The sequence below is a fragment of the Streptomyces sp. AC1-42W genome (assembly GCF_003248355.1).
In the GTDB taxonomy this organism is placed as follows: Bacteria; Actinomycetota; Actinomycetes; order Streptomycetales; family Streptomycetaceae; genus Streptomyces.
Window position 1 is genome coordinate 2,167,102 of record NZ_QKWY01000001.1, and the last position, 24,144, is coordinate 2,191,245.

24 protein-coding genes are annotated in these 24,144 nt (G+C 73.5%); 16 read left to right on the forward strand and 8 right to left on the reverse strand.

From position 1 onward, the window contains the following. Positions 1-48: 48 nt before the first annotated feature. Both DNK56_RS09925 and DNK56_RS09930 read right to left on the reverse strand, forming a co-directional pair. A complete protein-coding gene (locus DNK56_RS09925) occupies positions 49-330 on the reverse strand; it encodes an Lrp/AsnC family transcriptional regulator (RefSeq protein ID WP_111332534.1) in 282 nt (93 codons plus the stop codon). Next, positions 327-1,073: a rhomboid family intramembrane serine protease gene (locus DNK56_RS09930; protein ID WP_199563804.1), complete on the reverse strand. Its 747-nt coding sequence runs from the start codon at positions 1,071-1,073 to the stop codon at positions 327-329. Before DNK56_RS09930 ends, DNK56_RS09925 begins: the two co-directional genes overlap by 4 nt. Before the next feature lie 160 nt (positions 1,074-1,233). Here DNK56_RS09930 and DNK56_RS09935 point away from each other — a divergent pair, with 160 nt between their 5' ends. From DNK56_RS09935 to DNK56_RS09955, 5 genes are all read left to right on the forward strand, one after another. Continuing rightward, the gene (locus tag DNK56_RS09935) at positions 1,234-1,476 is read left to right on the forward strand and encodes a hypothetical protein (protein ID WP_111332536.1); all 243 of its coding nucleotides are present in this window, start codon (positions 1,234-1,236) and stop codon (positions 1,474-1,476) included. 37 nt (positions 1,477-1,513) lie between these two features. Next, the gene (locus tag DNK56_RS09940; protein ID WP_199563849.1) at positions 1,514-2,875 is read left to right on the forward strand and encodes an NYN domain-containing protein; all 1,362 of its coding nucleotides are present in this window, start codon (positions 1,514-1,516) and stop codon (positions 2,873-2,875) included. Between the two features lie 286 nt (positions 2,876-3,161). Beyond that, positions 3,162-4,187: a C40 family peptidase gene (locus DNK56_RS09945; RefSeq protein WP_199563803.1), complete on the forward strand. Its 1,026-nt coding sequence runs from the start codon at positions 3,162-3,164 to the stop codon at positions 4,185-4,187. Between the two features lie 236 nt (positions 4,188-4,423). After that, complete coding sequence (locus DNK56_RS09950; RefSeq protein ID WP_111332543.1) at positions 4,424-5,455, forward strand: C40 family peptidase; 1,032 nt, start codon at positions 4,424-4,426, stop codon at positions 5,453-5,455. A gap of 28 nt (positions 5,456-5,483) precedes the next feature. After that, a complete protein-coding gene (locus DNK56_RS09955; RefSeq protein WP_111332546.1) occupies positions 5,484-6,725 on the forward strand; it encodes a hypothetical protein in 1,242 nt (413 codons plus the stop codon). Here DNK56_RS09955 and DNK56_RS09960 read toward each other — a convergent pair. Then, positions 6,682-7,989, reverse strand: a complete 1,308-nt coding sequence (locus tag DNK56_RS09960) for a glycosyltransferase family 87 protein (RefSeq protein ID WP_111332548.1) — start codon at positions 7,987-7,989, stop codon at positions 6,682-6,684. The genes DNK56_RS09955 and DNK56_RS09960 overlap by 44 nt on opposite strands. A 114-nt stretch (positions 7,990-8,103) precedes the next feature. Between DNK56_RS09960 and DNK56_RS09965 the strand changes: the two genes are divergently transcribed. Continuing rightward, on the forward strand, positions 8,104-9,246 hold the full coding sequence (locus tag DNK56_RS09965; RefSeq protein ID WP_111335643.1) for a glycosyltransferase family 4 protein: 1,143 nt from the start codon (positions 8,104-8,106) through the stop codon (positions 9,244-9,246). Between the two features lie 11 nt (positions 9,247-9,257). Here DNK56_RS09965 and DNK56_RS09970 read toward each other — a convergent pair whose 3' ends face one another. After that, a complete protein-coding gene (locus DNK56_RS09970; protein WP_111332551.1) occupies positions 9,258-11,054 on the reverse strand; it encodes an AMP-dependent synthetase/ligase in 1,797 nt (598 codons plus the stop codon). 297 nt (positions 11,055-11,351) lie between these two features. Between DNK56_RS09970 and DNK56_RS09975 the strand changes: the two genes are divergently transcribed. The 6 genes from DNK56_RS09975 to DNK56_RS10000 all read left to right on the forward strand — a co-directional run bounded on the left by DNK56_RS09975 (position 11,352) and on the right by DNK56_RS10000 (position 16,490). Next, a complete protein-coding gene (locus DNK56_RS09975; RefSeq protein ID WP_111332553.1) occupies positions 11,352-12,158 on the forward strand; it encodes a metallophosphoesterase family protein in 807 nt (268 codons plus the stop codon). A 116-nt stretch (positions 12,159-12,274) separates the two neighbouring features. Then, positions 12,275-12,724: an SRPBCC family protein gene (locus DNK56_RS09980; protein ID WP_111332556.1), complete on the forward strand. Its 450-nt coding sequence runs from the start codon at positions 12,275-12,277 to the stop codon at positions 12,722-12,724. A gap of 4 nt (positions 12,725-12,728) precedes the next feature. Beyond that, positions 12,729-13,925, forward strand: a complete 1,197-nt coding sequence (locus tag DNK56_RS09985) for an ArsA family ATPase (protein ID WP_111332559.1) — start codon at positions 12,729-12,731, stop codon at positions 13,923-13,925. A gap of 82 nt (positions 13,926-14,007) precedes the next feature. Beyond that, the gene (locus tag DNK56_RS09990) at positions 14,008-14,463 is read left to right on the forward strand and encodes a DUF5304 domain-containing protein (RefSeq protein ID WP_111332561.1); all 456 of its coding nucleotides are present in this window, start codon (positions 14,008-14,010) and stop codon (positions 14,461-14,463) included. A gap of 74 nt (positions 14,464-14,537) precedes the next feature. Further along, positions 14,538-15,479: an ROK family glucokinase gene (locus DNK56_RS09995; protein ID WP_111332564.1), complete on the forward strand. Its 942-nt coding sequence runs from the start codon at positions 14,538-14,540 to the stop codon at positions 15,477-15,479. A 252-nt stretch (positions 15,480-15,731) separates the two neighbouring features. Next, positions 15,732-16,490 (forward strand): endonuclease/exonuclease/phosphatase family protein, encoded by a 759-nt coding sequence (locus tag DNK56_RS10000; protein ID WP_111332566.1) that lies wholly within the window; start codon positions 15,732-15,734, stop codon positions 16,488-16,490. Positions 16,491-16,500: 10 nt separating this feature from the next. On the opposite strand, the gene DNK56_RS10005 is transcribed toward DNK56_RS10000, so the two are convergent. Continuing rightward, positions 16,501-17,166 (reverse strand): hypothetical protein, encoded by a 666-nt coding sequence (locus DNK56_RS10005; RefSeq protein WP_111332568.1) that lies wholly within the window; start codon positions 17,164-17,166, stop codon positions 16,501-16,503. Beyond that, a complete protein-coding gene (locus DNK56_RS10010) occupies positions 17,159-17,944 on the reverse strand; it encodes an alpha/beta hydrolase (RefSeq protein ID WP_111332571.1) in 786 nt (261 codons plus the stop codon). The genes DNK56_RS10005 and DNK56_RS10010 overlap by 8 nt, the downstream gene beginning before the upstream one ends. Positions 17,945-18,196: 252 nt before the next feature. Between DNK56_RS10010 and DNK56_RS10015 the strand changes: the two genes are divergently transcribed. The 4 genes from DNK56_RS10015 (at position 18,197) to DNK56_RS10030 (ending at position 21,987) form a co-directional block, all read left to right on the forward strand. Further along, positions 18,197-18,934, forward strand: coding sequence for a lysophospholipid acyltransferase family protein (locus DNK56_RS10015; RefSeq protein WP_111332574.1), 738 nt, complete (start codon positions 18,197-18,199; stop codon positions 18,932-18,934). Between the two features lie 36 nt (positions 18,935-18,970). Beyond that, positions 18,971-20,203 (forward strand): MacS family sensor histidine kinase, encoded by a 1,233-nt coding sequence (gene macS / locus DNK56_RS10020; protein WP_111332577.1) that lies wholly within the window; start codon positions 18,971-18,973, stop codon positions 20,201-20,203. Beyond that, positions 20,200-20,892: a response regulator gene (locus tag DNK56_RS10025; RefSeq protein WP_111332580.1), complete on the forward strand. Its 693-nt coding sequence runs from the start codon at positions 20,200-20,202 to the stop codon at positions 20,890-20,892. The genes macS and DNK56_RS10025 overlap by 4 nt, the downstream gene beginning before the upstream one ends. Before the next feature lie 90 nt (positions 20,893-20,982). Further along, complete coding sequence (locus DNK56_RS10030) at positions 20,983-21,987, forward strand: 2-hydroxyacid dehydrogenase (RefSeq protein WP_111332582.1); 1,005 nt, start codon at positions 20,983-20,985, stop codon at positions 21,985-21,987. 29 nt (positions 21,988-22,016) lie between these two features. On the opposite strand, the gene DNK56_RS10035 is transcribed toward DNK56_RS10030, so the two are convergent. Together DNK56_RS10035 and DNK56_RS36670 are read right to left on the reverse strand one after the other, a co-directional pair. Next, complete coding sequence (locus tag DNK56_RS10035) at positions 22,017-23,903, reverse strand: anthranilate synthase family protein (protein WP_111332584.1); 1,887 nt, start codon at positions 23,901-23,903, stop codon at positions 22,017-22,019. A gap of 102 nt (positions 23,904-24,005) precedes the next feature. Then, complete coding sequence (locus DNK56_RS36670) at positions 24,006-24,062, reverse strand: trp operon leader peptide (RefSeq protein WP_073735655.1); 57 nt, start codon at positions 24,060-24,062, stop codon at positions 24,006-24,008. Between the last annotated feature and the right edge of the window lie 82 nt (positions 24,063-24,144).

Below are 24,144 nucleotides of genomic sequence, written 5' to 3' on the forward strand. Positions count from 1 at the left end.
GCCGGGCAGGGTACGGGGGTCCTTGCCCGGCGGGCGCGTCGTACGTCGTTACGCGTCCAGGCCGATGGAGAACGCGGCCTCCAGATCGTGCTGCGAGTAGGTGCGGAACGCCACGTGGGTGTCGGTCCCCTCGACGCCGGGAATCTTGCTGATGCGGCCGGGGATGACCTCGGCGAGGTCGTCGTGCCTGGCCACCCGGACCATGGCGATCAGGTCGTAGGTGCCGGTGACCGAGAAGACCTCGCTGACGCTGTCCAGCGCGGCGATGGCCTCGGCGATCTCGGGAATCCGGTCCACGCTGGTTTTGATGAGCACGATCGCGGTGATCACGGCTGTGTTTCTCCCTCGGTGGCCGTGGCTGGAGCTTTCACTCTAGGGGGTCGTGGGTCGCGGCCGTAGCGTGCCCAGGCGTAGAGGAAGCCGGTGGCGAAGCCGACGACATGGGCGAGGTAGGCCACCCCAGGACCGCTTCCGGCGCCCTCGGCGGCCAGCCACTGGAGCACGAACCAGAAGATCAGCACCACCCAGGCCGGGAAGCGCAGCGGCAGGAACAGCAGGAACGGGAACAGGCTCGTCACCCTGGCCCGGGGGAAGAGATAGAGGAACGCGCCCAGCACCGCCGAGATCGCCCCCGACGCGCCGACCAGCGTCTGGTCGGACGAGGCGTGCGCGGCCGCGTAGGCGAGCAGCGCGAGATAGCCGCAGCCGACGTAGAACAGCGCGAACTCCACATGACCCATGCGCTCCTCGGCCATCGCGCCGAACACGAACAGGAACAGCATGTTCCCCAGCAGGTGCAGCCAGCTGCCGTGGACGAACAGCGCGGTCAGCGGGGTGAGCAGGGCGCTCGCCGAGCCCTGCCACAGCTCGCTCGGGATGACGCCCCACCGTTCGAAGTAACCGGCCTGGGCGGCGAGCAGCGCGTCGGCCCCGCCGCGCACCGGGACGAAACCGGAGAGCGGGCTGACCACGAAGAGCGCGCAGCACAGGGCGATGAGCCCGTGCGTCACCGGCGGCCCGCCCGAAGCGGCCGCGCGCAGGAGCCTGCCGGCCACACCCCGCCGATCGATCATGAACAGAGCATGACGCAAGCGGAGCGAACGGGACAGACCGCCTCGCCGTGCCGGGGGGAAGCCCCGAGGCCGTAGGGTGACGGGTGGACACCCGCAGTTCGACGGCGCACCGCGAGACCCTTGTCCGGCAGCTCACGGCTCGACGAAAGAGGACGCACCGATGACGACCGTTCCCCAGCCGACCGACACGACCCGCTGGCGCTGCACGCTCTGCGGAAACCTCACGCGGTTCGACGTGACGCGCTCCTCCAAGGTGGTCGAGTACATCCATCTCGACCTGGCCGGTGAGTCGAGCGTCGAGGAACGCGAGGTGGTCAGTGAGACCATCGAGTCGGTTCGCTGTCGTTGGTGCAACGCGGTGGACCAGATCGAGCTCGTGGACAGGCCGGGCGCCGACTCCTGACGGGGCCGTGCGGAGACAACACATGGGGTGACGGATGGTGGAGCAGCCCGAGAGCGGCGCCGCGTCGGCCGAAGGGGCCGGCGACGCCGTGGAGGCGCTCGACCGCCCGCTGCCCGAAGGGGTGCGGCGCCGGGTCGTCGCGCTGGTCTCCGACGCGTTCGGCGGTCTGACGGTCACCGAACTGCCCGCCCAGCTCAGGCAGTACGCCCGCTTCACGGCGTCCCGGCGGGCCAAGTTCGCCGGGAACGCCATGGCGGCGGCCGTGGCGGGCGACGCGCAGTTCCGGCGCCGCATCGGCGACCGTCTCCGGGAGGTCCAGCCGGAACTGGCCGCCGCGCTGGAGGCCGGGGCGCCGCCCGCCGCCGCCGATCCGGTGGACGTGGCGGCCGCGGCGTACGTACTGCGGCCGGACGGCTGGGTGAAGCTCGTCGCGGCGGCCGGCGAGGAGGTCCAGCGGGCCGACGCCGAGCGGATCGGCGAGGAGACCCGGCGGGAACTGGAGCGGCTGCGCGAGGAACTGGCCGCGGCCAGGGCCCTGACGAAGAGCGAGACCGAACGGCTCCGCGCCGAACTGGACGCCGCCCGCAAGGAGGCGGACTCCGTCCAGCGCAAGCTGCGCAGCGCGGTCAACGAGGTGAAGCGCGGCGAGGCGGCGCTGCGGCGCGCCCACGCCGAGACCGACACCGTACGGGCCGAGGCGGCGGCCCGGGTCTCCGCCGCCGAGAGCGAGACCCGGCGGCTGCGGGCGAGGCTGGGGGAGGCGGAGGCGTCGGTCGAGGCGAGCCGCCGGGCCGCCCGCGAGGGGCGCTCCGTCGAGGACATGCGGCTGCGGCTGCTCCTGGACACGGTGCTGGAGGCGGCCGGCGGGCTGCGGCGCGAACTGGCGCTGCCACCCTCCACGATGCGGCCCGCGGACGGGGTGGACGCGGTGGAGCCGGGGCGGATGTCGCCCAAGGACATCGCGGCCAGGGCCCTTTCGGAGACCGATCCGGCGCTGCTCGACCAACTCCTGGCGCTGCCGCAGGCCCATCTCATCGTGGACGGCTACAACGTCACCAAGACGGGTTATCCGCAGATGCCGTTGGAGAAGCAGCGGCTGCGCCTGCTCGGCGGCCTGTCGTCGCTGGCGGCGCGTACCGGCGCCGAGATGACCTGTGTGTTCGACGGGGCGGAGCTGGCCGCGCCGGTGCTGCTCGCGCCGCCGCGCGGGGTACGGGTGCTGTTCAGCAAGCCAGGGGTCACCGCCGACGAGCTGATCCGTCAACTGGCGCGCGCGGAACCGCCGGGACGGCCCGTGGTGGTGGTCTCCACCGACCGCGAGGTGGCCGACGGGGTGGCGAAGGCGGGGGCCAGGCCCGTTGCGTCCGTCTTGCTCCTGAAGCGGCTTTCGCGGGTTTAGTGCTTCTTGCGACCAATTGGCCCGAGTTCACGGAACGGACCGTCAAGTCGCCGCTACACGCCGTGGGGTGTGGGTAAAGAAGTGCCGAGTGTGACGAGATTTTACGTGTGAGGATTTGAACTGATCACAAGATGGTCACTATGGTCGGGCATCGAACCTTCGCGCGGTCGCTCACCCATCCGGGGTGGCGGCGAAGGAACCGCCGAGTCCGTCACGTGTACGGAGCCGGGGATGCGTCTCCCCCGCTGGCCCGGTAGGCGGCTCGAGGAAGAAGGAGCTCGCCTCCGTGGCGTCCCACCGTCGTCCCAAGCAGCCGAGCCGCACTCGTGTGACCGTGCTCACCGCGACCGCCGCCGCGGCCGTCGCCCTCTCCTCCCAGGCCGCCCACGCCGACCCCAAGCCGACCAAGAGCGAGGTCAAGGAGAAGGTCGACGAGCTCTACCACCAGGCGGGAGCGGCCACCGAGCAGTACAACGGGGCCAAGGAGAAGCAGAAGAAGCTCGAGAAGCAGATCGGCGCGATCCAGGACAAGGTGGCCCGCGGCCAGGAGGAGCTCAACCAGCTCCGCTCCGGCCTCGGTTCCCTCGCCGCCGCGCAGTACCGCTCCGGCGGCATCGACCCCTCCGTGCAGCTCTTCCTCTCCGCCGACCCGGACAGCTTCCTCGACCAGGCGTCCGCGCTCGACCAGCTGACGGCCAAGCAGACCGAGGCCCTCAGCAAGGTTCAGGAGAAGCAGCGGGCCCTCGCGCAGCAGCGCAAGGAGGCCCAGGACAAGCTGGGTGACCTCGCCTCCGTCCGCAAGACGCTGGGCGAGAAGAAGAAGAAGCAGCAGGCCAAGCTCGCCGAGGCGCGCCGCCTCCTGAACACCCTCACCGCGGCCGAGCAGGAGAAGATCCGCCAGGACGAGGCCCGCGCCAGCCGCGCCGCCGGCGCCCGCGTCGAACTCGGCAACGAGGCGCCCGCGTCCGGACTCGGCGCCGCCGCCCTCGACGCCGCAGCCACCCGCCTGGGCAAGCCGTACGTCCCCTCCGCCACCGGCCCCAACTCCTTCGACTGCTCGGGCCTGACCATGTGGGCCTATGCCCAGGCCGGCGCCAACATCACCCGTACGACGTACACCCAGATCAACCAGGGCACCCGGATCGGGGTCAGCCAGCTCAAGCCCGGCGACCTGGTCTTCTTCAACAACAACGAGCACGTGGGCCTCTACGCCGGCAACGGCAAGGTCCTGCACGCCCCGTACCCCGGCGCGTACGTCCGCTACGAATCGATGAGCACCATCGGCAGCATCTACGGCGCCGTGCGCATCTGAACCGCGCCCGAACGGGCGAATTCCCGCGCCCCGTACTGACGCCCGCCCCGTCGGAGACCACAGGTCACCGGCGGGGCGTCACTGTGTGTGGACCCCCGCCGCGCGGCGCGTCTTTGTCCGCTGTGTGATCACGCGGTTACTGTCTGGCTGCTGTGCGGCTCCCGTACGTCGGTCCGCCCGTCCGGGCGGCAGGGGCCGTGCGCGTCTGCGTACAGCGGAAGGGAGCGCGGCGTCCTGTGGGGTCCCATCGCCGTTCCAAGAAGACCGGAGCCGGACGCGGCGCACGGGCCGGCGCCCTGACGGCGGCCGCCGCCACCGCGGCCGCGACGCTCGGCACCGCAGGCGCCCACGCCGAGCCGCAGGACACCCCGCAGTCCGTGGGCGCCCGCGTCGACCGCCTCTACACCGAGGCCGAACGGGCCACCGAGCGGTACAACCGGGCCGGCGAGGACGTGGCCCGGCTGCGCGGCGAGGTGAACCGGGCCCAGGACCGCGCCGCCCGCACCCAGGAACGCATCAACCGCATGGGCGACGAGCTGGGCTCCGCCGCCCGCGCGGAGTACCGGTCCGGCGGCATCGACCCCTCGCTCGCGCTGCTGCTCACCTCCGACCCCGACAGCTACCTCGACCGGGCCGCCGCCGTCACCCTGGCCGGTACCCACCGCGCCCACGCCCTCGACGAACTGCGCAGGGCCCGCCGGGCGCTCGCCCAGACCCGCGCCGAGGCCGCCCGCTCACTGGCCGGCCTGGAGCGCGGCCGGGAGGCCGTGGGCCGCCACAAGCGCACCGTCCAGCACAAGCTGGCCCGGGCCAGGCAGCTCCTGGGAACGCTGCCGGACTCCGAACGGGCCGCCCACGCCCGCGCCTCCCGCGACGGCCGCGCGCCGGGCACCGGACTCCTCGCCGGGCTGCCGGCCGGCTCGCCCCGCGCCGCCGTCGCCGTCCTGGCCGCGCAGCGGGCCCTCGGCCTGCCGTACGTGTGGGGCGCGAGCGGGCCCTCCGGCTTCGACTGCTCCGGGCTGATGAAGTGGGCGTGGGCCCAGGCCGGGGTGAGCCTGCCGCGCACCTCGCAGGCCCAGCGCCACGCGGGCCGGATGATCCCGCTGTCCGAGGCCCGCCCCGGCGACCTCGTCGCCTACCGCGCGGACGCGAGCCACATCGCCATGTACGTGGGGAACGGGCAGGTCATCCACGCCCCGTACCCCGGCGCCCGGGTCCGCTACGACCCCGTGGGCATGATGCCCGTCTCCTCGGTCACCCGCGTCTGACCGCGCGCCCTGCCCGTACGCTCGTCATGTGGTCGAACAGGTGCGCAGGCGTGCGGGGCGGCGGCGGGCGGCGGGTGCCGTGCTCGCCGCGCTGCTGTGCGCCGCCGGCTGCTCGGCCCCGGCCGACGAGGCGCCCGGCACCACGACCCGCGACATCCGCGCCACCCTCGACCGGCGCGCCGACGCCGTGCTGCGCCACGACGCGGCGGCCTACGCCGCCGTCGTCGATCCGGACGACACGGCCCTGCGCGGCGCCCAGCGCCGGGAAATCGCCCGGCTCGCGGACGTGCCGCTGAAGTCCTGGACGTACCGGCCGACCCGGGTGACCACGCACGGCCCCGACCGGGCCACCGCCGACGTGCGGCTCGGCTACCGGATCGAGGGCTACGACAGCGCCCCCGTCACCGTGGACCGGATCATCGACCTGGAACGCGACTCGGCGGACGGCCGCTGGTACCTCACCGCGGACCGGGCGGCGGACGGCAGCGTCCGGCAGCTGTGGGAGCAGGGCGACGTCGAGGTGGTGCGCGGGGCGCACAGCCTGGTCCTGGGCGTCGGCCGCCCGCGCGAGGAGCTGGAGGCCATCGCCGGCACGGCCGACGCGGCGGTGCCCGAGGTCACCGCCGCCTGGCCGGAGCGCTGGGCCGGGCGCGTGGTGGTGCTGGTGCCGGACAGCGTCGCCGACATGGGTGAACTCCTCGGGTCGCCCGCGTCGAACTACCGGGGCATAGCGGCCGTCACCACCGGCGAGACCGGCGGCTCGGGGGAGTCGCCCGCCGACCGGGTGATCGTCAACCCGGAGGCGTACGCCCTGCTCGGCGCGTTCGGACAGCGCGTCGTCCTCGCCCACGAGACCACCCATGTGGCGACCCGCGAACGCACCTCCGCGGCCACGCCCACCTGGCTCTCCGAGGGGTTCGCGGACTGGGCGGCCTACCGGGACCAGGAGCGCACCGCCGAGGAGATCGCGCCGGAACTGGCCGACGCGGTCCGCTCCGGCGACGGGCCCGCCGCCCTGCCCGAGGACGAGGACTTCGCGTTCGCCGGGGACCCGGACCGGCTGGCGAGGGCGTACGAGGGCGGCTGGCTGGCCTGCGAGCTGATCGCGGACCACTGGGGCGAGGAGAGGCTGTTCGCCTTCTACCGGGCCGTGGGAGGCCACCAGGGACGCGACGGGGCCGTCGAGGACGCCCTGCACGAGGTGCTCGGCACCACCCCGCAGGACTTCACGGCGCGCTGGCGGCTGTATCTGCGGAGTCGGCTCGGCTGAGCGCGGACGCACCCGCCGCCTCCTCCACGACCCCGCCCGGTACGCCCTCCTGCGCCCCGGCCGGGGCTTCGGCTTCCGCCTCGGGGGCCCGTACGGTGTCCTGCCACAGCCGGGTGCCGGCCAGCACGCAGGCGGCGACCAGCAGCCCGTTGCGCAGGAACATCAGCGTCAGGCCGTGCGCGTCGCTCGACACCACATGGACGAAGCCGATCGGGAACTCCAGCTGCGTGACGCCGGTGGCCACCACCACCAGCGCGGCCGGCCACTCCATCCGGCTCTCCCGCAGCACCAGGCACACGGCGGCCAGCCCGACCAGCCACAGCATGTACTGCGGGCTGATCACCCGGCTCGTCGTGGTGAACAGCAGCACCGCCGTGAACGCCGCGTCCGCCGCCGTACTCACCCCGAAGGTCCGCGCCCGCAGCCGCCACCGCAGCAGCCAGCCGAACGCCACCAGGCTCAGCCCCAGCGCCAGCGTGCTCACCAGCTCCACCCCCGGGCCCAGGAACTCCAGCGAGCCGTAGTGCAGCTCCACCCGGCCCTCCCAGCCGAACTGCCGCCACACATGGAAGACCAGCGCCCCCAGCGACTCCACCTCGGTGCCCCGGTCGCGCTGGAAGCCCAGGAACGCCAGCGCGCCCGGCGCCGCCGCCACACACGCCAGCAGCAGCCCCGCCGCCACCGCCGCCGCGGTCGTCCACGCCAGCCGGGTGCCCCGGCCCCGGGCCGTCCCGGCCAGCAGCAGCACCGGCCACACCTTCAGCAGCGCCCCGAACGCGGCCAGCGCCCCCATCACCCGCGGATGTCGCAGCCCGGCCAGCAGCGCCGCCACCGCGACGGCCGTCACCATCACGTCGTACCGGGCGTACGCCGTGGTGCCCAGCAGCGGCACGCCCGCCACCCACACCCACACCCCGGCCGTCCGCCGGCCGGGACCCCGGCTCGCGCGCAGCAGCAGCCCCATGACCAGCGCGTCGCACAGGAACGCCAGCATGAAGAAGGCCGTGGCGTAGTCCAGGAACGGCAGCAGCGCCGGGGAGAGGATCGCCAGGGCCGCGACCGGCGGGTACTGCCAGGTGACGTCCGACTCCGGATACGTGCCCGAGCGCAGCACCTCGTACCAGCCGTGGTAGATCACCGACACATCGCTGGTCACATCGAGCCCCGGCGGGGTGATCACCTTGCTCACCCACAGCAGCAGCACCGCCCTGGTGAGCGCCCAGACCGAGAAGGCCGCCGGACGCGCGCCGCTGGAACCCGTCATGACCTGCCCTCACCCGTCGTGGACGCCGTACGAAACAGCCATGATGCCCGCAGCGCCGGTGTGCGGGCCATCCGGCACGGCCGCCCGGCCCCCGGGCCGGTACTGTCGGCGGCGATGGACAAGACCCTGATCGTGACCAACGACTTCCCGCCCAGGCCGGGCGGCATCCAGGCGTTCCTGCACAACATGGCGCTGCGGCTCGACCCCGACCGGGTCGTCGTCTACGCCTCCACCTGGAAGCGCGGGGCCGAGGGCGCGGCCGCCACCGCCGCCTTCGACGCCGAACAGCCGTTCACCGTCGTCCGCGACCGTACGACGATGCTGCTGCCCACCCCGCGCGTCACCCGGCGCGCCGCGGAGCTGCTGCGCGCCCACGGCTGCGCGTCCGTCTGGTTCGGCGCCGCCGCCCCGCTCGGGCTGATGGGCCCGGCGCTGCGCGAGGCGGGCGCCCGCCGGCTGGTCGCCACCACGCACGGCCATGAGGCGGGCTGGGCCCAGCTGCCCGCGTCCCGGCAGCTGCTGCGCCGGATCGGCGAGGGCACCGACACGCTGACCTACCTCGGCGAGTACACCCGCTCCCGGATCGCCGCCGCCCTCACCCCGGCGGCCGCCCGCCGGATGGTGCGGCTGCCGCCGGGCGTGGACGAGAAGACGTTCCATCCGGACTCCGGCGGCGCGGAGGTCCGGGCCCGGCTCGGGCTCACCGACCGGCCGGTCGTGGTCTGCGTCTCCCGGCTGGTGCCCCGCAAGGGCCAGGACACCCTGATCCTCGCCCTGCCCGCGATCCTGGCCGCCCAGCCGGACGCGGTGCTGCTGATCGTGGGCGGCGGGCCCTACGAGGACGAGCTGCGCAAGCTGGCCGCGCGCACCGGGGTGGCCGGCTCGGTGCGGTTCACCGGCGCGGTGCCCTGGTCGGAGCTGCCCGCGCACTACGGGGCGGGCGACGTCTTCGCGATGCCCTGCCGGACCCGGCGCGGCGGGCTCGACGTGGAGGGCCTGGGCATCGTCTACCTGGAGGCGTCCGCGACCGGCCTGCCGGTGGTGGCCGGTGACTCGGGCGGCGCCCCGGACGCGGTGCTGGACGGCGAGACCGGCTGGGTGGTGCGCGGCGGCGAACCGGGCGAGGCGGCGGAGCGGATCACGGCGCTGCTCGGTGACGCGGAGCTGCGCCGGCGCATGGGGGAGCGGGGCCGGGCCTGGGTCGAGGAGAAGTGGCGCTGGGACCTGCTTGCCGAACGGCTGCGCGCACTGCTCTGACACCCGTACGGTCACGAGCGGTAGATGGCCTCCACCTCGTCCGCGAAGTCCTTCGCCACCACGTTCCGCTTCAGCTTCAGCGAGGGCGTGATGTGGCCCGCCTCCTCGGTGAACTGCGCGCCCAGGATGCGGAACTTGCGCACGGACTCGGCCTTGGAGACCGCGGCGTTGCCGTCGTCCACCGCGCGCTGTACCTCGGCCAGCAGCTCCGCGTCCTCGCGCAGCGACAGCGCGGTCGAACCGGCCGGCTTGCCGTGCTCCGCCGCCCAGCGGCCCAGGAACTCCTCGTCCAGCGTCACCAGCGCGCCCACGAACGGGCGCCCGTCGCCGACGACCATGCACTCCGCGATCAGGGCGTGGCCCCGGATGCGGTCCTCGATGACGGCCGGGGCGACGTTCTTGCCGCCCGCCGTCACGATGATCTCCTTCTTGCGGCCGGTGATCGCCAGGTAGCCGTCCTCGTCGAGGGTGCCGATGTCCCCGGTGTGGAACCAGCCGTCCGCCAGCGCGTCGGCCGTCGCCGCCTCGTTGTTCCAGTAGCCGGAGAACAGGTGCTCGCCGTGGAGCAGCACCTCGCCGTCGTCCGCGATGCGCACCACGGAACCGGGCAGCGGCTGGCCGACCGTGCCGATCTTCTGCCGGTCCCACGGGTTGAACGCGGTCGCCGCGCAGGACTCGGTCAGCCCGTAGCCCTCCAGGACGGTGAAGCCGATGCCCCGGTAGAAGTGCCCGAGGCGCTCGCCGAGCGGGGCGCCGCCGGAGATCGCGTGCTCGCCGCGCCCGCCCAGTACGCCGCGCAGCTTGCCGTAGACCAGCCGGTCGAAGATCCGGTGCTTCAGCCGCAGGCCCAGCGACGGGCCCTGCGCGGTGCCCAGCGCGCGGCTGTAGGCGATCGCCGTGTCGGCGGCCCGGTCGAAGATCCGGCCCTTGCCGTCGGCCTGCGCCTTGGCACGCGCCGCGTTGTAGACCTTCTCGAAGACGCGCGGCACCCCGAGGATCAGCGTCGGCCGGAACGAGGCCAGCTCGTCGGTGAGGTTCTTGATGTCCGGGACGCAGCCGAGCCTGATCGGCGCCATCACCGAGGCGACCTCGACCAGACGCCCGAAGACGTGCGCGGCGGGCAGGAAGAGCAGGACGGAGCACTCGCCGGTGCGGAAGAGGGGCTTGAGGCGTTCCACGACGTTGCCGCACTCCGCGAAGAAGCTGCGGTGGGTCAGCACACAGCCCTTCGGGCGGCCCGTGGTGCCCGAGGTGTAGACGATGGTGGCCGGGTCGTCCGCCCGGGCCGCCGCGCCGCGCAGCTCCGCGGTCTCGTCGGAGACGCCGGCGCCCAGCTCCCCGAGCGTGTCCACGGCACCCTTGTCGATCTGCCACACATGGCGCAGCTCGGGCAGCCGGTCGCGCACGGAGGCGACGGAGCCGGCGTGGACGTCGCTCTCCACCAGCACCGCGACGGCCCCCGAGTCACCGAGAATCCACTGCACCTGCTCGGCGGAGCTGGTCTCGTAGACCGGTACGGTGACCGCGCCCGCGCTCCAGATCGCGAAGTCCAGCAGCACCCACTCGTAACGGGTGCGGGACATCAGGGCGACCCGGTCGCCGGGCTCGACGCCGGCCGCGATCAGGCCCTTGGCGGCCGCGCGCACCTCCGCCAGGAACTCGACGGCCGTGACGTCCGTCCAGACGCCGGCCACCTTGCGGCTCATCACCGCGACATCGGGATGCTGAGCGGCATTGCGGCGGATGAGATCCGTCAGGTTGCCGTCCGAGGGGACCTCGTACAGGGCCGGAAGGCTGAACTCGCGCAAGACTGCTGCTCCTCATCGGGCTCCGGTGCCACGACTCTGTGTGACGCACCGGCGCGGTCCAAGATGGCGGGTGCTCAGTGGAGGTGAGCACGACTGGACTGCCCGGACGTTACCCACCAGTACTCGGTTCCGGATAGGGGGTCCCGGCCAGATGTCTTATGCGTCACACATATCGGTCGTCCTTTCGCGCACAGTAGTCCACCTCCACACACACCGGGAAGTAACCGCAGGTCCGGGCCCCGCCAGGGCAAACCGGACCCTCTACCCCGGCCGCGAGGACGCGCCTGGGGTGACCCCATGCGAGCAGGAGCGAACAGCCGGACGGCCGCCGCCGGGCGGCGCACCCGCGTCCATGTGGTCAGCGACGTGCACGGCAACGCCGAGGCGCTGGCCCGCGCCGGGGACGGCGCCGACGCCCTGATCTGCCTCGGTGACCTGGTCCTCTTCCTCGACTACGCCGACCACTCGCGCGGCATCTTCCCCGACCTCTTCGGCGTCGAGAACACCGACCGGTACGTCGCCCTGCGCACCGAGCGCCGCTTCGACGAGGCCCGCGCCCTCGGCCGGACGCTGTGGGCCGGCCTCGACCGCGACGCCGCGATCACCGCGGCCGTCCGCCGCCAGTACGCCGAGATGTTCGCCGCCCTGCCCACCCCGACGTACGCCACCTACGGCAATGTGGACATCCCGGCCCTCTGGTCCGAGTACGCCGCGCCCGGCACCACCGTTCTGGACGGGGAGCGCGCCGAGATCGGCGGCCTCGTCTTCGGCTTCGCCGGCGGCGGCCTGCGCACCCCGATGCGCACCCCGTACGAGATCGGCGACGAGGAGTACGCCGCCAGGATCGAGGCCCTCGGCGAGGTCGACGTGCTCTGCACCCACATCCCGCCCGACGTCCCCGAGCTGGTCTACGACACCGTCGCGCGCCGCTTCGAACGCGGCAGCCGGGCCCTGCTCGACGCCATCCGCCGCACCCGCCCGCGCTACGCCCTGTTCGGCCACGTCCACCAGCCGCTCGCCCGGCGGATGCGGATCGGCGCCACCGAGTGCGTGAACGTCGGCCACTTCGCCTCCACCGGCCGGCCCTGGGTCCTGGAGTGGTGAAGCCCCTCCCCGGGGCCGCCGGGCGGACCCTGGGACGGGCCGCCGGACGCACGCGATAGCCTTCTGGCGGCAGGCACTGCCGACGGACCGGTACACCGCACTGGAGGGCCACAGCGATGGCTGAACACACCAGCTCGAGCATCACGATCGAGGCGGCACCGGCCGACGTCATGGCTGTGATCGCCGACTTCGACCGCTACCCGGAATGGACCGGCGAGGTCAAGGAGGCCGAGGTCCTCGGCACCGACGACCGCGGCCGCGCCGAGAAGGTCCGCCTCGTCCTGGACGCCGGGGCGATCAAGGACGACCACACCCTTGCCTACACCTGGATCGGCGACTACGAGGTCAGCTGGACCCTGGTCAAGTCGCAGATGCTCCGCGCCATCGACGGCTCCTACGCGCTCGCCCCCCTCGGCAAGGGCGACCGCACCGAGGTCACCTACCGGCTGACCGTGGACGTCAAGATTCCGATGCTCGGCATGATCAAGCGCAAGGCCGAGAAGGTCATCATCGACCGGGCGCTCGCCGGTCTGAAGAAGCGCGTCGAGTCCGTCCCGAAGGGCTGACCGCGTGCGTACGGTCCTGGTCACCGGACCCGGCGGTGCGGGCCGTACCACCGTCGCCGCGGCGACCGCGCTCGCCGCGGCCCGCGCCGGCGCCCGCCCCCTGCTGATCACCGCCGACTTGATACCCGGCTTCCCCGACGCCACCGAGCCCACCCCGGCCGGCGACGGCCTCCAGGCCGTCCGGATCGACTCCGGCGCCCACTTCCGCGCCGAGCTCCTGGCCCTCCAGGAGAAGCTGACCACCGTCCTCGACCTCCTCGGCGGCAACCCGCTGGACGGCGAGGAGCTGACCGAACTCCCCGGCAGCGCCGAACTCGCCCTGCTCCACACGCTCGCCCGCGCCGCCCGCGGCGACTGGTCCCGCAACGGCCACGACCTCCTCGTCGTCGACCTGCCGCCCCTGCGCGAAGCCCTCGCCCTGCTCGCCCTGCCCGGACAGCTCCGCCGCTACCTGCGCCGGCTGCTGCCCCCCGAACGCCAGGCCGCCCGCGCCCTGCGCCCCATGCTCGCCCAGCTGGCCGGGGTGCCCATGCCCGCCCAGTGGCTGTACGAGGCCGCCGACCGGCGCGACGCCGAACTGGCCCGCGTCCAGGAACTGATCGAGGACCGGGCCACCACGCTGCGGCTGGTCGCCGAACCCGGCCCGGCCGCCGCCGATGCCCTGCGCACCGCCCGCACCGGTCTCGCCCTGCACGGCCTGCGCACCGACGCGCTGATCGCCAACCGGATGCTCCCCGGCCACTCCGCGGACCCGTTCCTCGCCGGGCTCGCCGCCCAGCAGGAGAAGGCCGTCGCCCACTGGCGGGACGAGGGGTACGCCCCCGTGCCCCTGGCCCACCTCGGACGCGACCCGCGGGGCCCCGCCGACCTGCTGGACCTCGCGGGCGAGGACGGCGCGCTCGCCGTACCGCCCGCCGGGAAGGACGGCAGGGCCGCCGACCCCTGGTGGATCGAGGAGACCGGCGGACCGGACGGCGACGGGACACTCGTCTGGTGCCTGCCGCTGCCCGGCGCCGTCAAGAAGGACCTCCAGCTGGTCCGGCGCGGCGGCGAACTCCTGCTGACCGCCGGGCCCTTCCACCGCATCGTGCCGCTGGAGCCCGCGCTGCGCCGCTGCACCGTCTCCGGCGCCGCCCTCACCGACGGGGTGCTGCGGGTCCGCTTCACCCCCGACCCCGCGCTCTGGCCCCGGACGGGCTGAACGCCGTACCACCGTTCGGGTAACGTCGAAGGTACGTGTCCGGCAGGCCGGGCCGCCGGCCACGACGTCGCAGGAGTCCGCCATGAGCGAAGCCACCGACCGCCCCGACGAGGACGCGTGGGCGCAGGCGTGCGCCGAGGACCTCGCCGCCGAACGGGCCCGCCGCCGCGCCGCCTACGGACCGCCGCCCGGCTCCGCCGCCGAGGAGCTGCGCAAGCTGATGGACGCGGTGGCCGACAAGCTGGGCTCCTTCCAGGCGCCGCTGCTCGGGCTCGCCGCGCAGGGCGCCGTGCAGCAGGTCATCCAGCAGGCCAAGGCGGCCGTCGAGCCCGTCATCGAACGCAATCCAGACGTTTTCGATCACCTCGCCGCCGCCGGCGGTGAACTGCTCGCCGCCTACCGCTCCGCCGTCCAGGGCCAGGAAGGCCGCTGGACCCGGGGGGCCGGGGACCCGGCGGGCAGCGAAAAGAAGGCGGAGGACCCGTCCGGCCCCCGGGACGAAGGGTCCGGAGCGGGCGAACACATCGACTTGGACTGACCGGCGCCGTCCGGGGCGGGGTCCCGGCTCGGGTACGGTGGGCTCAGCGGGGCTCGACCGGAACTGAGGGATTCATGGGACTCACCATCGGCGTCGATATCGGCGGCACGAAGATCGCAGCTGGAGTGGTCGACGAAGAGGGCCGGATCCTCTCGACCTTCAAGGTCCCGACCCCGCCGACCGCCGAAGGCATCGTGGACGCCATCGCGGCGGCCGTCTCCGGCGCCAGCGAGGGACATGCCATCGAGGCGGTCGGCATCGGCGCGGCCGGATACGTCGACGACAAGCGTGCCACCGTACTGTTCGCACCCAACATCAACTGGCGCCACGAGCCGCTCAAGGACAAGGTCGAGCAGCGCGTCGGCCTCCCGGTCGTCGTCGAGAACGACGCCAACGCGGCCGCCTGGGGCGAATACCGCTTCGGCGCCGGCCAGGGCCACGACGACGTCATCTGCATCACCCTGGGCACCGGTCTGGGCGGCGGCATCATCATCGGCAACAAGCTGCGCCGCGGACGCTTCGGCGTGGCCGCCGAATTCGGCCACATCCGGGTCGTCCCGGACGGCCTGCTCTGCGGCTGCGGCAGCCAGGGCTGCTGGGAGCAGTACGCCTCCGGCCGCGCCCTCGTCCGCTACGCGAAGCAGCGCGCCAACGCCACCCCGGAGAACGCCACGATCCTGCTGGCGCTCGGCGACGGCACGGTGGACGGCATCGAGGGCAAGCACATCAGCGAGGCCGCCCGCCAGGGCTGCCCGGTGGCCGTCGACTCGTTCCGCGAGCTGGCCCGCTGGGCCGGCGCCGGACTCGCCGACCTGGCCTCCCTGTTCGACCCCTCCGCCTTCATCGTCGGCGGCGGCGTCTCGGACGAGGGCGAGTTGGTCCTCGGCCCCATCCGCAAGTCGTTCCGCCGCTGGCTGATCGGCGGCGAGTGGCGCCCGCACGCCCAGGTGCTCGCCGCCCAACTCGGCGGCAAGGCAGGGCTCGTGGGCGCGGCGGACCTGGCCCGCCAGGGCTGACCCACCCACCCCACCGGAACCACCGGACGCCCGTCGCGCCCAGGGAGTGTCCGCGAAGTGTCACCGTCCGCCCGAAGGGCGGGGCCCACGGCGACTGGTGCGTGCTCTCGCAAGGCGCCGGAGTGCCCTCGTAGCAGAGCTACTTGGGCACTCCGGCAACGCCGCGAGAGTGCGTGCCAGACGCCGCGGGTCAGGTGACACTTCGCGGACACGACCGAGGAGCGGCGGGCGTCCGCCGTTATCGTGGGGCGCATGGCCACGATGACGTCGCTGCCCGCCTCCCGTACCGAGCAGGACGGCGCGGCCGTCATCAGAGTGCTCAGCTACAACATCCGCTCGATGCGCGACGACCGCGCCGCCCTCGCCCGGGTCATCCGCGCCTGCGCCCCCGACCTGGTCCTCGTCCAGGAGGCGCCGCGCTTCTTCCGCTGGCGCAAGTACGCCGCCCGGCTCGCCGCCGCCACCGACCTGGTCGTCCTCTCCGGGGGCGCCACCGCCGCCGGGCCGCTGCTGCTGTGCTCGCTGCGGGCCACCGTGGAACGCACCGAGGACATCCTGCTGCCGCGCACCCCGGGACTGCACCGCAGGGGCTTCGCCACCGCCGCGGTCCGGTTCGCGGGCGCCCGGCTCGGCGTGCTGAGCTGCCACCTCAGCCTCCAGCGCCAGGAGCGGTTCGCCCAGGCCGAACGGCTGGTGGAGAGCGTGGACGCGCTCGGCACGGAGCACGCCGTCGTCGGCGGCGACCTCAACGACGTACCCGGCGGGCGGGCCTTCCGGCTGCTGGCCGGCCGCTACCAGGACTGCTGGGAGACGAGGCCGCGGGGCGGCGAGTACACCTTCCCCGCGCACGACCCGCGCCGCCGGATCGACGCCGTACTCGCCACCGGCGGCATCGAGGTCCTCGGCTGCGGGGTGCCCAGCGGGCTGCCCGGTGTGCGGGACGCCGACCTGCGGGCCGCCACCGACCATCTGCCGGTGCTGGCCGCGCTCCGGGTGCCGGCGGCCGGCTGAACCGGCCGGCTCAGACCACCGCGCCCCGGCCGGGGTCGTCGTCGCCGTCGTCACCGGGGTTCATCCGGGCCACCAGCGTCACGAAACCGCCCAGGAAACCGCCGACGCACAACGTCGTCAGCCACCAGGTCATGTCCCAGGACAGCAGCACCGCGAGCAGCATCAGCAGCGGACCGCCGATCACCCCCAGCCAGCCGAACTTCGTGGTGACGTCCGCCTCCGGCAGCGGCGGCGGCTCCGGCGGCACGAAGTGCCCCTCGTCGTCCCCGCCGGGACCGTCCGGGTCGGCCGGCTCGTAGTCGCGCGGGCCGACGCCCGGCGCGAACACCACGGAACTGCCCAGCGGCCGGTCCGGCTTCTTCGGCGGCTTCTTGTCGAGGCCCTTGTCCGGCGCCGGGCCGGTCAGCGGACCGTCCTCCCGCATGGCCAGGTCCTCGACCGACCGGAAGGGCCGCGCGCCCGGCGGGTCCGGCGGCTCCTGCCCGTACCCCTCGACGATGGCCCGCCAGGCGGCCTCCTCGTCGAGCGGCCCCTCCGGCTCGGCGGTGGCCGGCGCGGCCGGAGCCTCGGGCGCCGCACCACCACTGCCGTCGTCGTCGGCGACGGCCGCCCCCTCCACGGGGAGCGGCTCGCGCTCCTCCTCGCTGCCCGCGCGCTCCGCGTCGTGTTCAGCCACCGGACGTGCTCCCCTTCTCCGCGTCCTGTCCGCTCGGAGCGAGGCGGTCGATGAACGCATGACTCTCGTCGAAGATCCGCTTCGCATCATGGTCCAACGTCGCCACGTGGTAGCTCTGTTCCAGCAGGACCTCGCGGACATCCGTCGAGGAGACCCGGCCCAGGATGCGCGCCGAGTCGGCGGGCGGCACCACATGGTCCTGCGGGCTGTGCAGCAGCAGGAGCGGCTGGGTCACCTGCGGCAGATCGGCGTCGACCAGCCGGAAGAACCTGCGCACCGAGTACGCCGCGTGCAGCGGCACCCGGTCGTAGCCCACCTCGACCGCGCCCTCCAGCGCGATGTCACTGGCCAGCCCCTTCGTCGTCGGCACCAGATGGCGCACCACCGGCAGCGCGTGCGCCGCGAGGCCGTGCACCTTGTTGGCCGGGTTGACGAGCACCAGACCGGCGACCGCGTCCCCGTGCTTGGCGGCCAGCCGCAGCGCCAGCGCACCGCCCATGGACAGCCCGAAGACGAAGACCCGCGCACAGCGCTCCAGCAGCCCGCGCAGCTCCCGGTCCACCTCCGCGTACCAGTCCTGCCAGCCGGTCACCTGCATGTCCTGCCAGCGCGTGCCGTGCCCCGGCAGCAGCGGCAGCGACACCGTCAGACCGCGCTCGGCCAGATGATCGGCCCAGGGGCGCAGCGACTGCGGGGAGCCGGTGAATCCGTGGCAGAGGAGGACGCCGACCTCTCCGCCCTCGTGGCGGAACGGCTCGGCTCCGGGAAGGACCGGCACCGGGGTCTCCTGTTCGTGGGGCTCGCGGGGGAGCGTACGGGTGTGCGGAAGGGGGTACGGGAGTGCGCGCGGATTACTTCACCGTACGCGACCGGGCCGACACCGACCAGGGCCGTCACCGGCCGGGGCGCCGCCGTCCGGGCCGGGTCCCGTGCCACGCCCCGTCCGTGCCGGGAGGGAGGGCGCGGGGACACTCCGGGTTAAGGTCTGTCGGACAGCACACAGGAGGCACCCGAGTTGATCTACGGCGCAATGAAGTTCGCCATCGGCGGGTCGCTGAAGCTTGCCTTCAGGCCGTGGGTGGAGGGCCTGGAGAACATCCCCGCGAGCGGGCCCGCGATCCTCGCCAGCAACCACCTGTCGTTCTCGGACTCCTTCTTCCTGCCCGCCGTCCTGGACCGCAAGGTGACCTTCATCGCGAAGGCCGAGTACTTCACCGCGCCCGGCGTCAAGGGCAAGCTCACCGCCGCGTTCTTCAAGGGCGTCGGCCAGCTCCCCGTGGACCGCTCCGGCGCGCGCGGCGCCGGCGAGGCGGCGATCCGGGCGGGCATCCAGGTCGTCGAGGGCGGCGGCCTCTTCGGCATCTACCCCGAGGGCACCCGGTCGCCGGACGGCCGGCTCTACCGGGGCAAGCCCGGCGGGCTCGCCCGGGTCGCGCTGGCCACCGGGGCCCCGGTCATTCCCGTCGCGATGATCGACACCGAGAAGATCCAGCCGCCCGGCCAGGTCGTCCCCAAGCTGATGCGCCCCGGCATCCGGATCGGCGCACCGCTCGACTTCAGCCGCTACCACGGCATGGACGGCGACCGCTTCATCCTGCGCTCGGTGACCGACGAGGTGATGTACGAGATCATGAAGCTCTCGGGCCAGGAGTACGTCGACATCTACGCGACCGCCGCCAAGCGGCAGAGCGCCGACGAGGCCAAGCGCCGGGCCGAGGCCGCGAAGAAGACGCCGGCGGGCACGGAGGCGGACGGCGACGGCGCCTGAGCGGCGCGGGCGGTCCACCGCACGGGGGAGAACAGCATGGTCAAACGCGTACGCGTGGTACGGATGTCGGTGGAGCAGCCGCTGTGGCGCGCCCTGAGCGGCTACCGCGTCCTGACGATGGTCTACGCGGTGCTGCTCGCCGTCTTCGCCCGGCACGAGTACGAGCGGCCCTGGATCGCCATCGGCTTCCTCGCGCTGCTCACCGTCTGGACGCTCGCCACACTGCCGAAGGTGGCCAGTGCCGCCGCCTGCACCAGGGGCTTCCTCGGCATCGACCTCGCCATCGCGATGACCGGCATACTCATCACCCCGCTCGCCGACGTCCAGGCGCAGGAGGCGGACGGATCGACCCTGCCGTCGATCTGGACCGCGGGCTCCGTTCTGGCCTTCGCGATCAAGGGCGGCTGGCGCTGGGCCGGCTTCGCCTCCAGCCTGGTCGCCGTCGTCAACCTCATCGAGCGCGGCGAGCCCAGCCGCGACACCCTGCACAACGTGATGCTGGTCTGGGTCGCCTCCATCGCCATCGGCTACGTCGTCGAGGTCGCCCGCGCCAGTGAGCGCACCCTCGCCCGCGCCCTGGAGATCGAGGCCGCCACCCGCGAACGGGAACGGCTGGCCCGCGACATCCACGACAGCGTCCTCCAGGTCCTGGCGATGGTGCAGCGGCGCGGCGCCGCGCTCGGCGGCGAGGCGGCCGAGCTGGGCCGGATGGCCGGGGAGCAGGAGGTCGCCCTGCGCACCCTGGTCTCCAGCGGCCTGGTGCCCCCCACCCGGACCTCCGAGGACGCCTCCGAGGGCGCCGTCGTACGGACCGTCGAGGTGGACGACGACGAGCGCGGCGACGGGGGGAGCGGCGAGACCGATCTGCGTACGCTGCTCGCCCCGCACGCCGGAGCGCGGATCAGCTTCGCGGAGCCGGGTGCCCCGGTGCCGCTGCCCACCGCCGCGGCGGCGGAGCTGGCGGCGGCGGTCGGCGCGGCCCTGGACAACGTCCGGGTGCATGCCGGGCCGGACGCGCAGGCGTGGATTCTGCTGGAGGACTGGCCGGACGAGGTGATCGTGACCGTCCGGGACGACGGCCCCGGCATTCCCGAGGGGCGGCTCGCCCAGGCCGAGGGGGAGGGGCGGCTCGGCGTCGCCCTGTCGATCCGCGGCCGGCTGCGCGACCTCGGCGGCACGGCGGAACTGATCTCGGTACCCGGCCAGGGCACCGAAGTCGAACTGAAGGTCCCGAAGATTTCACGGGGGAAGGCGGGTCGGGTCGGATGAGCACGGCACACGAAGAGGGCACCGGGCAGCGGGCGATCAGGGTGATGGTGGTCGACGACCACCCGATGTGGCGCGACGCCGTCGCCCGCGACCTCGCCGAGGCGGGCTTCGACGTGGTGGCGACCGCGGGCGACGGACCGCAGGCCGTCCGCCGCGCCGGGGCCGTCACCCCGGACGTCCTGGTCCTCGACCTCAACCTGCCCGGCATGCCCGGCGTACAGGTCTGCAAGGAACTCGTGGGCACCCAGCCGGGGCTCAGGGTGCTGGTGCTCTCCGCCAGCGGAGAGCACGCCGACGTCCTGGAGGCCGTCAAGTCCGGCGCCACCGGCTATCTGATGAAGTCGGCGAGCACCCGGGAGCTGACGGACGCCGTCCGCCGCACCGCCGCGGGCGACGCCGTCTTCACCCCCGGCCTGGCCGGACTGGTGCTCGGCGAGTACCGCAGGCTGGCCTCAGAGCCCGCCCCGGCCGCCTCCGACGAGCCGAAGGCGCCGGAGCTGACCGACCGGGAGACCGAGGTGCTGCGCCTGGTGGCCAAGGGGCTCTCGTACAAGCAGATCGCCGAACGGCTCGTCATCTCGCACCGCACTGTGCAGAACCACGTCCAGAACACCCTGGGCAAGCTCCAGCTGCACAACAGGGTCGAGCTGGTGCGGTACGCCATAGAGCGCGGCCTCGACGACGTGTAGGGCCGGCCGTCCGGACCGGGCCCGAGCGGCGCGGCGGCGCCCCCGGCCGTATATTCGCGATGACCGGCCGCACACAGCAGGGGAGTCGTCGTGGAGATCCTGGCCTTCGGAGTGCAGTCCGACGAGAAGCCGCTGATCGAGGCGGCCTTCGCCGGAAAGCACGAGGTCCGCTGCCTGGACGTCTTCCTCAACCGGGACACCGCCCCCATCGCCGCCGGCTACGAGGTCATCTCCACCAGCGTCAACGCCGACCTGAGCGGCGGTGTCCTGCAGACCCTGGCGACCGGCGGCACCCAGCTGATCGCCCAGCGCTCCACCGGCTTCAACAACATCGACCTGGACGTCGCCGAGCGCCTGGGCCTGCGCGTCGCGCGGGTCTCGTACTACTCGCCGTACTCCGTCGCGGAGTTCGCCTGGACCCTCGCCATGGCGGTCAACCGCCGGGTGATCCGGGCGGCCGGCCGTACCCGCGACTTCGACTTCCGCCTCGACGGGCTCCTCGGCCGCGACATGCACGGCCGCACCGTCGGCGTCATCGGCACCGGCAAGATCGGCGAGGCGTTCACCCGGATCGCCCACGGCTTCGGCATGAGGCTGCTCGGCTGGGACGTCACCGAGAACCCGGCCTGCGCCGAGCTGGGCATGCGCTACGTCGACAAGGAGCGGCTGCTCGCCGAGGCCGACGTGATCAGCCTGCACGTACCGCTGCTGCCGTCCACCCACCACCTCATCGACAAGGACGCCCTCGCCCTGATGAAGGACGACGCGATCCTCGTCAACTCCAGCCGGGGCGGCCTGGTCGACACCTCCGCCCTGGTCGGCGAACTGCGCGCGGGCCGCTTCCTGGGCGTCGGACTCGACGTGTACGAGGCGGAGGCCGGGCTGTTCTTCCTGGACAAGTCCCTGGAGGGCGTGGACGACGACACCCTGGCCCGGCTCGTCACCTTCCCGAACGTCATCGTCACCTCGCACCAGGCGTACTACACCCGCGACGCGGTCGGCCAGATCATCGACGCCACCGTCGCGAACGTGGACGACTATCTGGCCGGTCGCACCGGCGAGAACGTCCTGGTGCCCGCCCGCCCCGGAGCCTGACCGCCCGCCCGGCCCCGGGGCCGGGCCGCTCAGCCGACGACCGGCAGCCCGGCGAGGAGCTCGGCCACGATCGCCGAACCGCGCAGCGTCAGCACCGACTCCGGGTGGAACTGCACGGAGGCGAAGCCCGCCCCGCGCAGCGCGTGCAGCTCCCCGGTCGCCGCGTCCCGGCTCGCCTCGATCCCGCGCGCCGCCAGCCCGGCCGCCCCCGCGTCGTCGCAGCGGGCGGTGAAGCTGTTGTAGAAGCCCACCGTCTCCGGGGTCCCGAACAGGTCGATCGCGGTCTGCGCGCCCTGGTACGGCACCGCCTTGCGGGCGATCTCCAGGCCCAGCTCCGCCGCGATCAGCTCATGGCCCAGGCACACTCCGAGGAGCCCGTGCCGGTGCTCCCGGACCAGCTCCGCCGCCAGCCCGCGCAGCAGCCGCATCTTCGGGTCCGCCGGGTCCCCCGGATTGCCGGGCCCCGGCCCCAGGATCACCGGCCCCCGGTGCGCCCGCACCGCCTCGCGCAGCCCCGGCTCGTCGTACCGGCGCACGGTGACGTCGAGCCCGGCGGCCCGCAGCAGGTGCCCGAGCATCGCGGTGAACGTGTCCTCGCCGTCCACCACCAGGGCGTGGCCCGCCCGGTCCGCGGTGCGCTCCTGCATCCGCAGCCAGAACGGGGCGAGCCCGTCCCGCCGGGCGTCCAGGGCCGCCCGCACCCGGGGGTCGTCGGCCAGCCGGGGCCGTTCCCGCTCCGCCTCGGGCCGGGCCGGGCGCACCCCGAGCGCGGCCAGCACCCCGGCCGCCTTGGCGTGGGTCTCGGCGACCTCGCCCGCCGGGTCCGAGTGGCGCACCAGCGTCGCCCCGACCGGGACGCGCAGGGTGCCGTCGGCGTCGATGTCGGCGGTCCGGATCAGGATCGGCGAGTCCAGGGTCTGCGTACCGTCCGGCTCCCGGCGCAGCAGGGCCAGCGCGCCCGCGTAGTAGCCGCGCCCGCCGTCCTCGTACCGTTCGATGACCCGGCAGGCGTTCTGCACGGGGGAGCCGGTGACGGTCGCCGCGAACATGGTCTCCCGCAGCACCTCCCGTACGTCCAGCGAGGAGCGTCCGCGCAACTCGTACTCGGTGTGCGCCAGATGGGCCATCTCCTTGAGGCGCGGGCCGATCACCACCCCGCCCATGTCGCCGACCGTGCACATCATCTTCAGTTCCTCGTCGACCACCATGGACAGCTCCTCGGTCTCCTTGCGGTCGCCGAGGAAGGCGAGCAGGCTCTCCGGGGTCGGCCCCCCGGCCGGGTAGCGGTAGGTGCCGCTGATCGGATTCATCACGACGGTGCCGCCGGACATCCGCACATGCACCTCCGGACTGGCCCCGACCAGCGTCCTGTCCCCGGTGTAGACCACGAACGTCCAGTACGCGCCCCGCTCCCCGGCCAGCAGCCGCCGGAACAGGGCCAGCGCGTCCGCCCGGCCGAACCCCTCGATCCGTCCCCGGAACGTCCGCCGGATGACGAAGTTCGCGCCCTCGCCCCGGCCGATCTCGTCCTCGATGACCCGCCGCACCGTTCCGGCGTACTCCTCGTCGCCGACGTCGAACGCCCCGTCGGACACCCGGACTTCGTGGCGGGGCAGCCGCTCCAGCGCCTCGTCCAGGGTCATCGTGTACGACTCGTCGGCGACCAGGACCGACAGCGGTGTCCCGTCGTCGCGGACGTCGAAGCCGCGCTCCGCGATCTGCCGGAACGGCACCAGGGCCAGTGAGGGCCGCTCGCCGACCGGGAGTTCGGCGAGCCGGTCCACCTCGCGCACCCGGCCGATCAGCACCTCGACGGTGTCGTGGTCGTGGCCGGGGGTGCGCCGGCGGAGCAGGGCGAACGGAGGGCAGTCGTCGCCCAGAAGCCGGTCGATGCCGGTGATGCTCGTGATGCTCATGGGGTGTGGTTCCTTCCCTGGGGATCTGCTGGGAGGAACGGCCCGCGGACACGGAAAAGGCCGCCCCTCGGGCGGCCTGTGCGTCGGTGTGGGTACGCGCGATCAGTGGGCCGCCGGATGAGCGGTCCACCACCAGTTACGGGTCGAGTGCGCGAACATGCCCCGTACCTTAGCCCACGCCGGACGGCGCGGGGCCCCTTTCCCGTCCGTCCGGACGGGAAAGGGGCCCCGCGAACACCGC

Coding starts and splice junctions, on each gene's coding strand:
- DNK56_RS09935 (WP_111332536.1), top strand. CDS start 1,234: ATGACGACCGTTCCCCAGCCGACCGACACGACCCGCTGGCGCTGCACG.
- DNK56_RS10035 (WP_111332584.1), bottom strand. CDS start 23,903: ATGAGCATCACGAGCATCACCGGCATCGACCGGCTTCTGGGCGACGAC.
- DNK56_RS10000 (WP_111332566.1), top strand. CDS start 15,732: ATGGCCACGATGACGTCGCTGCCCGCCTCCCGTACCGAGCAGGACGGC.
- DNK56_RS09995 (WP_111332564.1), top strand. CDS start 14,538: ATGGGACTCACCATCGGCGTCGATATCGGCGGCACGAAGATCGCAGCT.
- DNK56_RS09990 (WP_111332561.1), top strand. CDS start 14,008: ATGAGCGAAGCCACCGACCGCCCCGACGAGGACGCGTGGGCGCAGGCG.
- macS (WP_111332577.1), top strand. CDS start 18,971: ATGGTCAAACGCGTACGCGTGGTACGGATGTCGGTGGAGCAGCCGCTG.
- DNK56_RS09930 (WP_199563804.1), bottom strand. CDS start 1,073: ATGATCGATCGGCGGGGTGTGGCCGGCAGGCTCCTGCGCGCGGCCGCT.
- DNK56_RS10015 (WP_111332574.1), top strand. CDS start 18,197: ATGAAGTTCGCCATCGGCGGGTCGCTGAAGCTTGCCTTCAGGCCGTGG.
- DNK56_RS09960 (WP_111332548.1), bottom strand. CDS start 7,989: ATGACGGGTTCCAGCGGCGCGCGTCCGGCGGCCTTCTCGGTCTGGGCG.
- DNK56_RS09965 (WP_111335643.1), top strand. CDS start 8,104: ATGGACAAGACCCTGATCGTGACCAACGACTTCCCGCCCAGGCCGGGC.
- DNK56_RS09975 (WP_111332553.1), top strand. CDS start 11,352: ATGCGAGCAGGAGCGAACAGCCGGACGGCCGCCGCCGGGCGGCGCACC.
- DNK56_RS10025 (WP_111332580.1), top strand. CDS start 20,200: ATGAGCACGGCACACGAAGAGGGCACCGGGCAGCGGGCGATCAGGGTG.
- DNK56_RS09980 (WP_111332556.1), top strand. CDS start 12,275: ATGGCTGAACACACCAGCTCGAGCATCACGATCGAGGCGGCACCGGCC.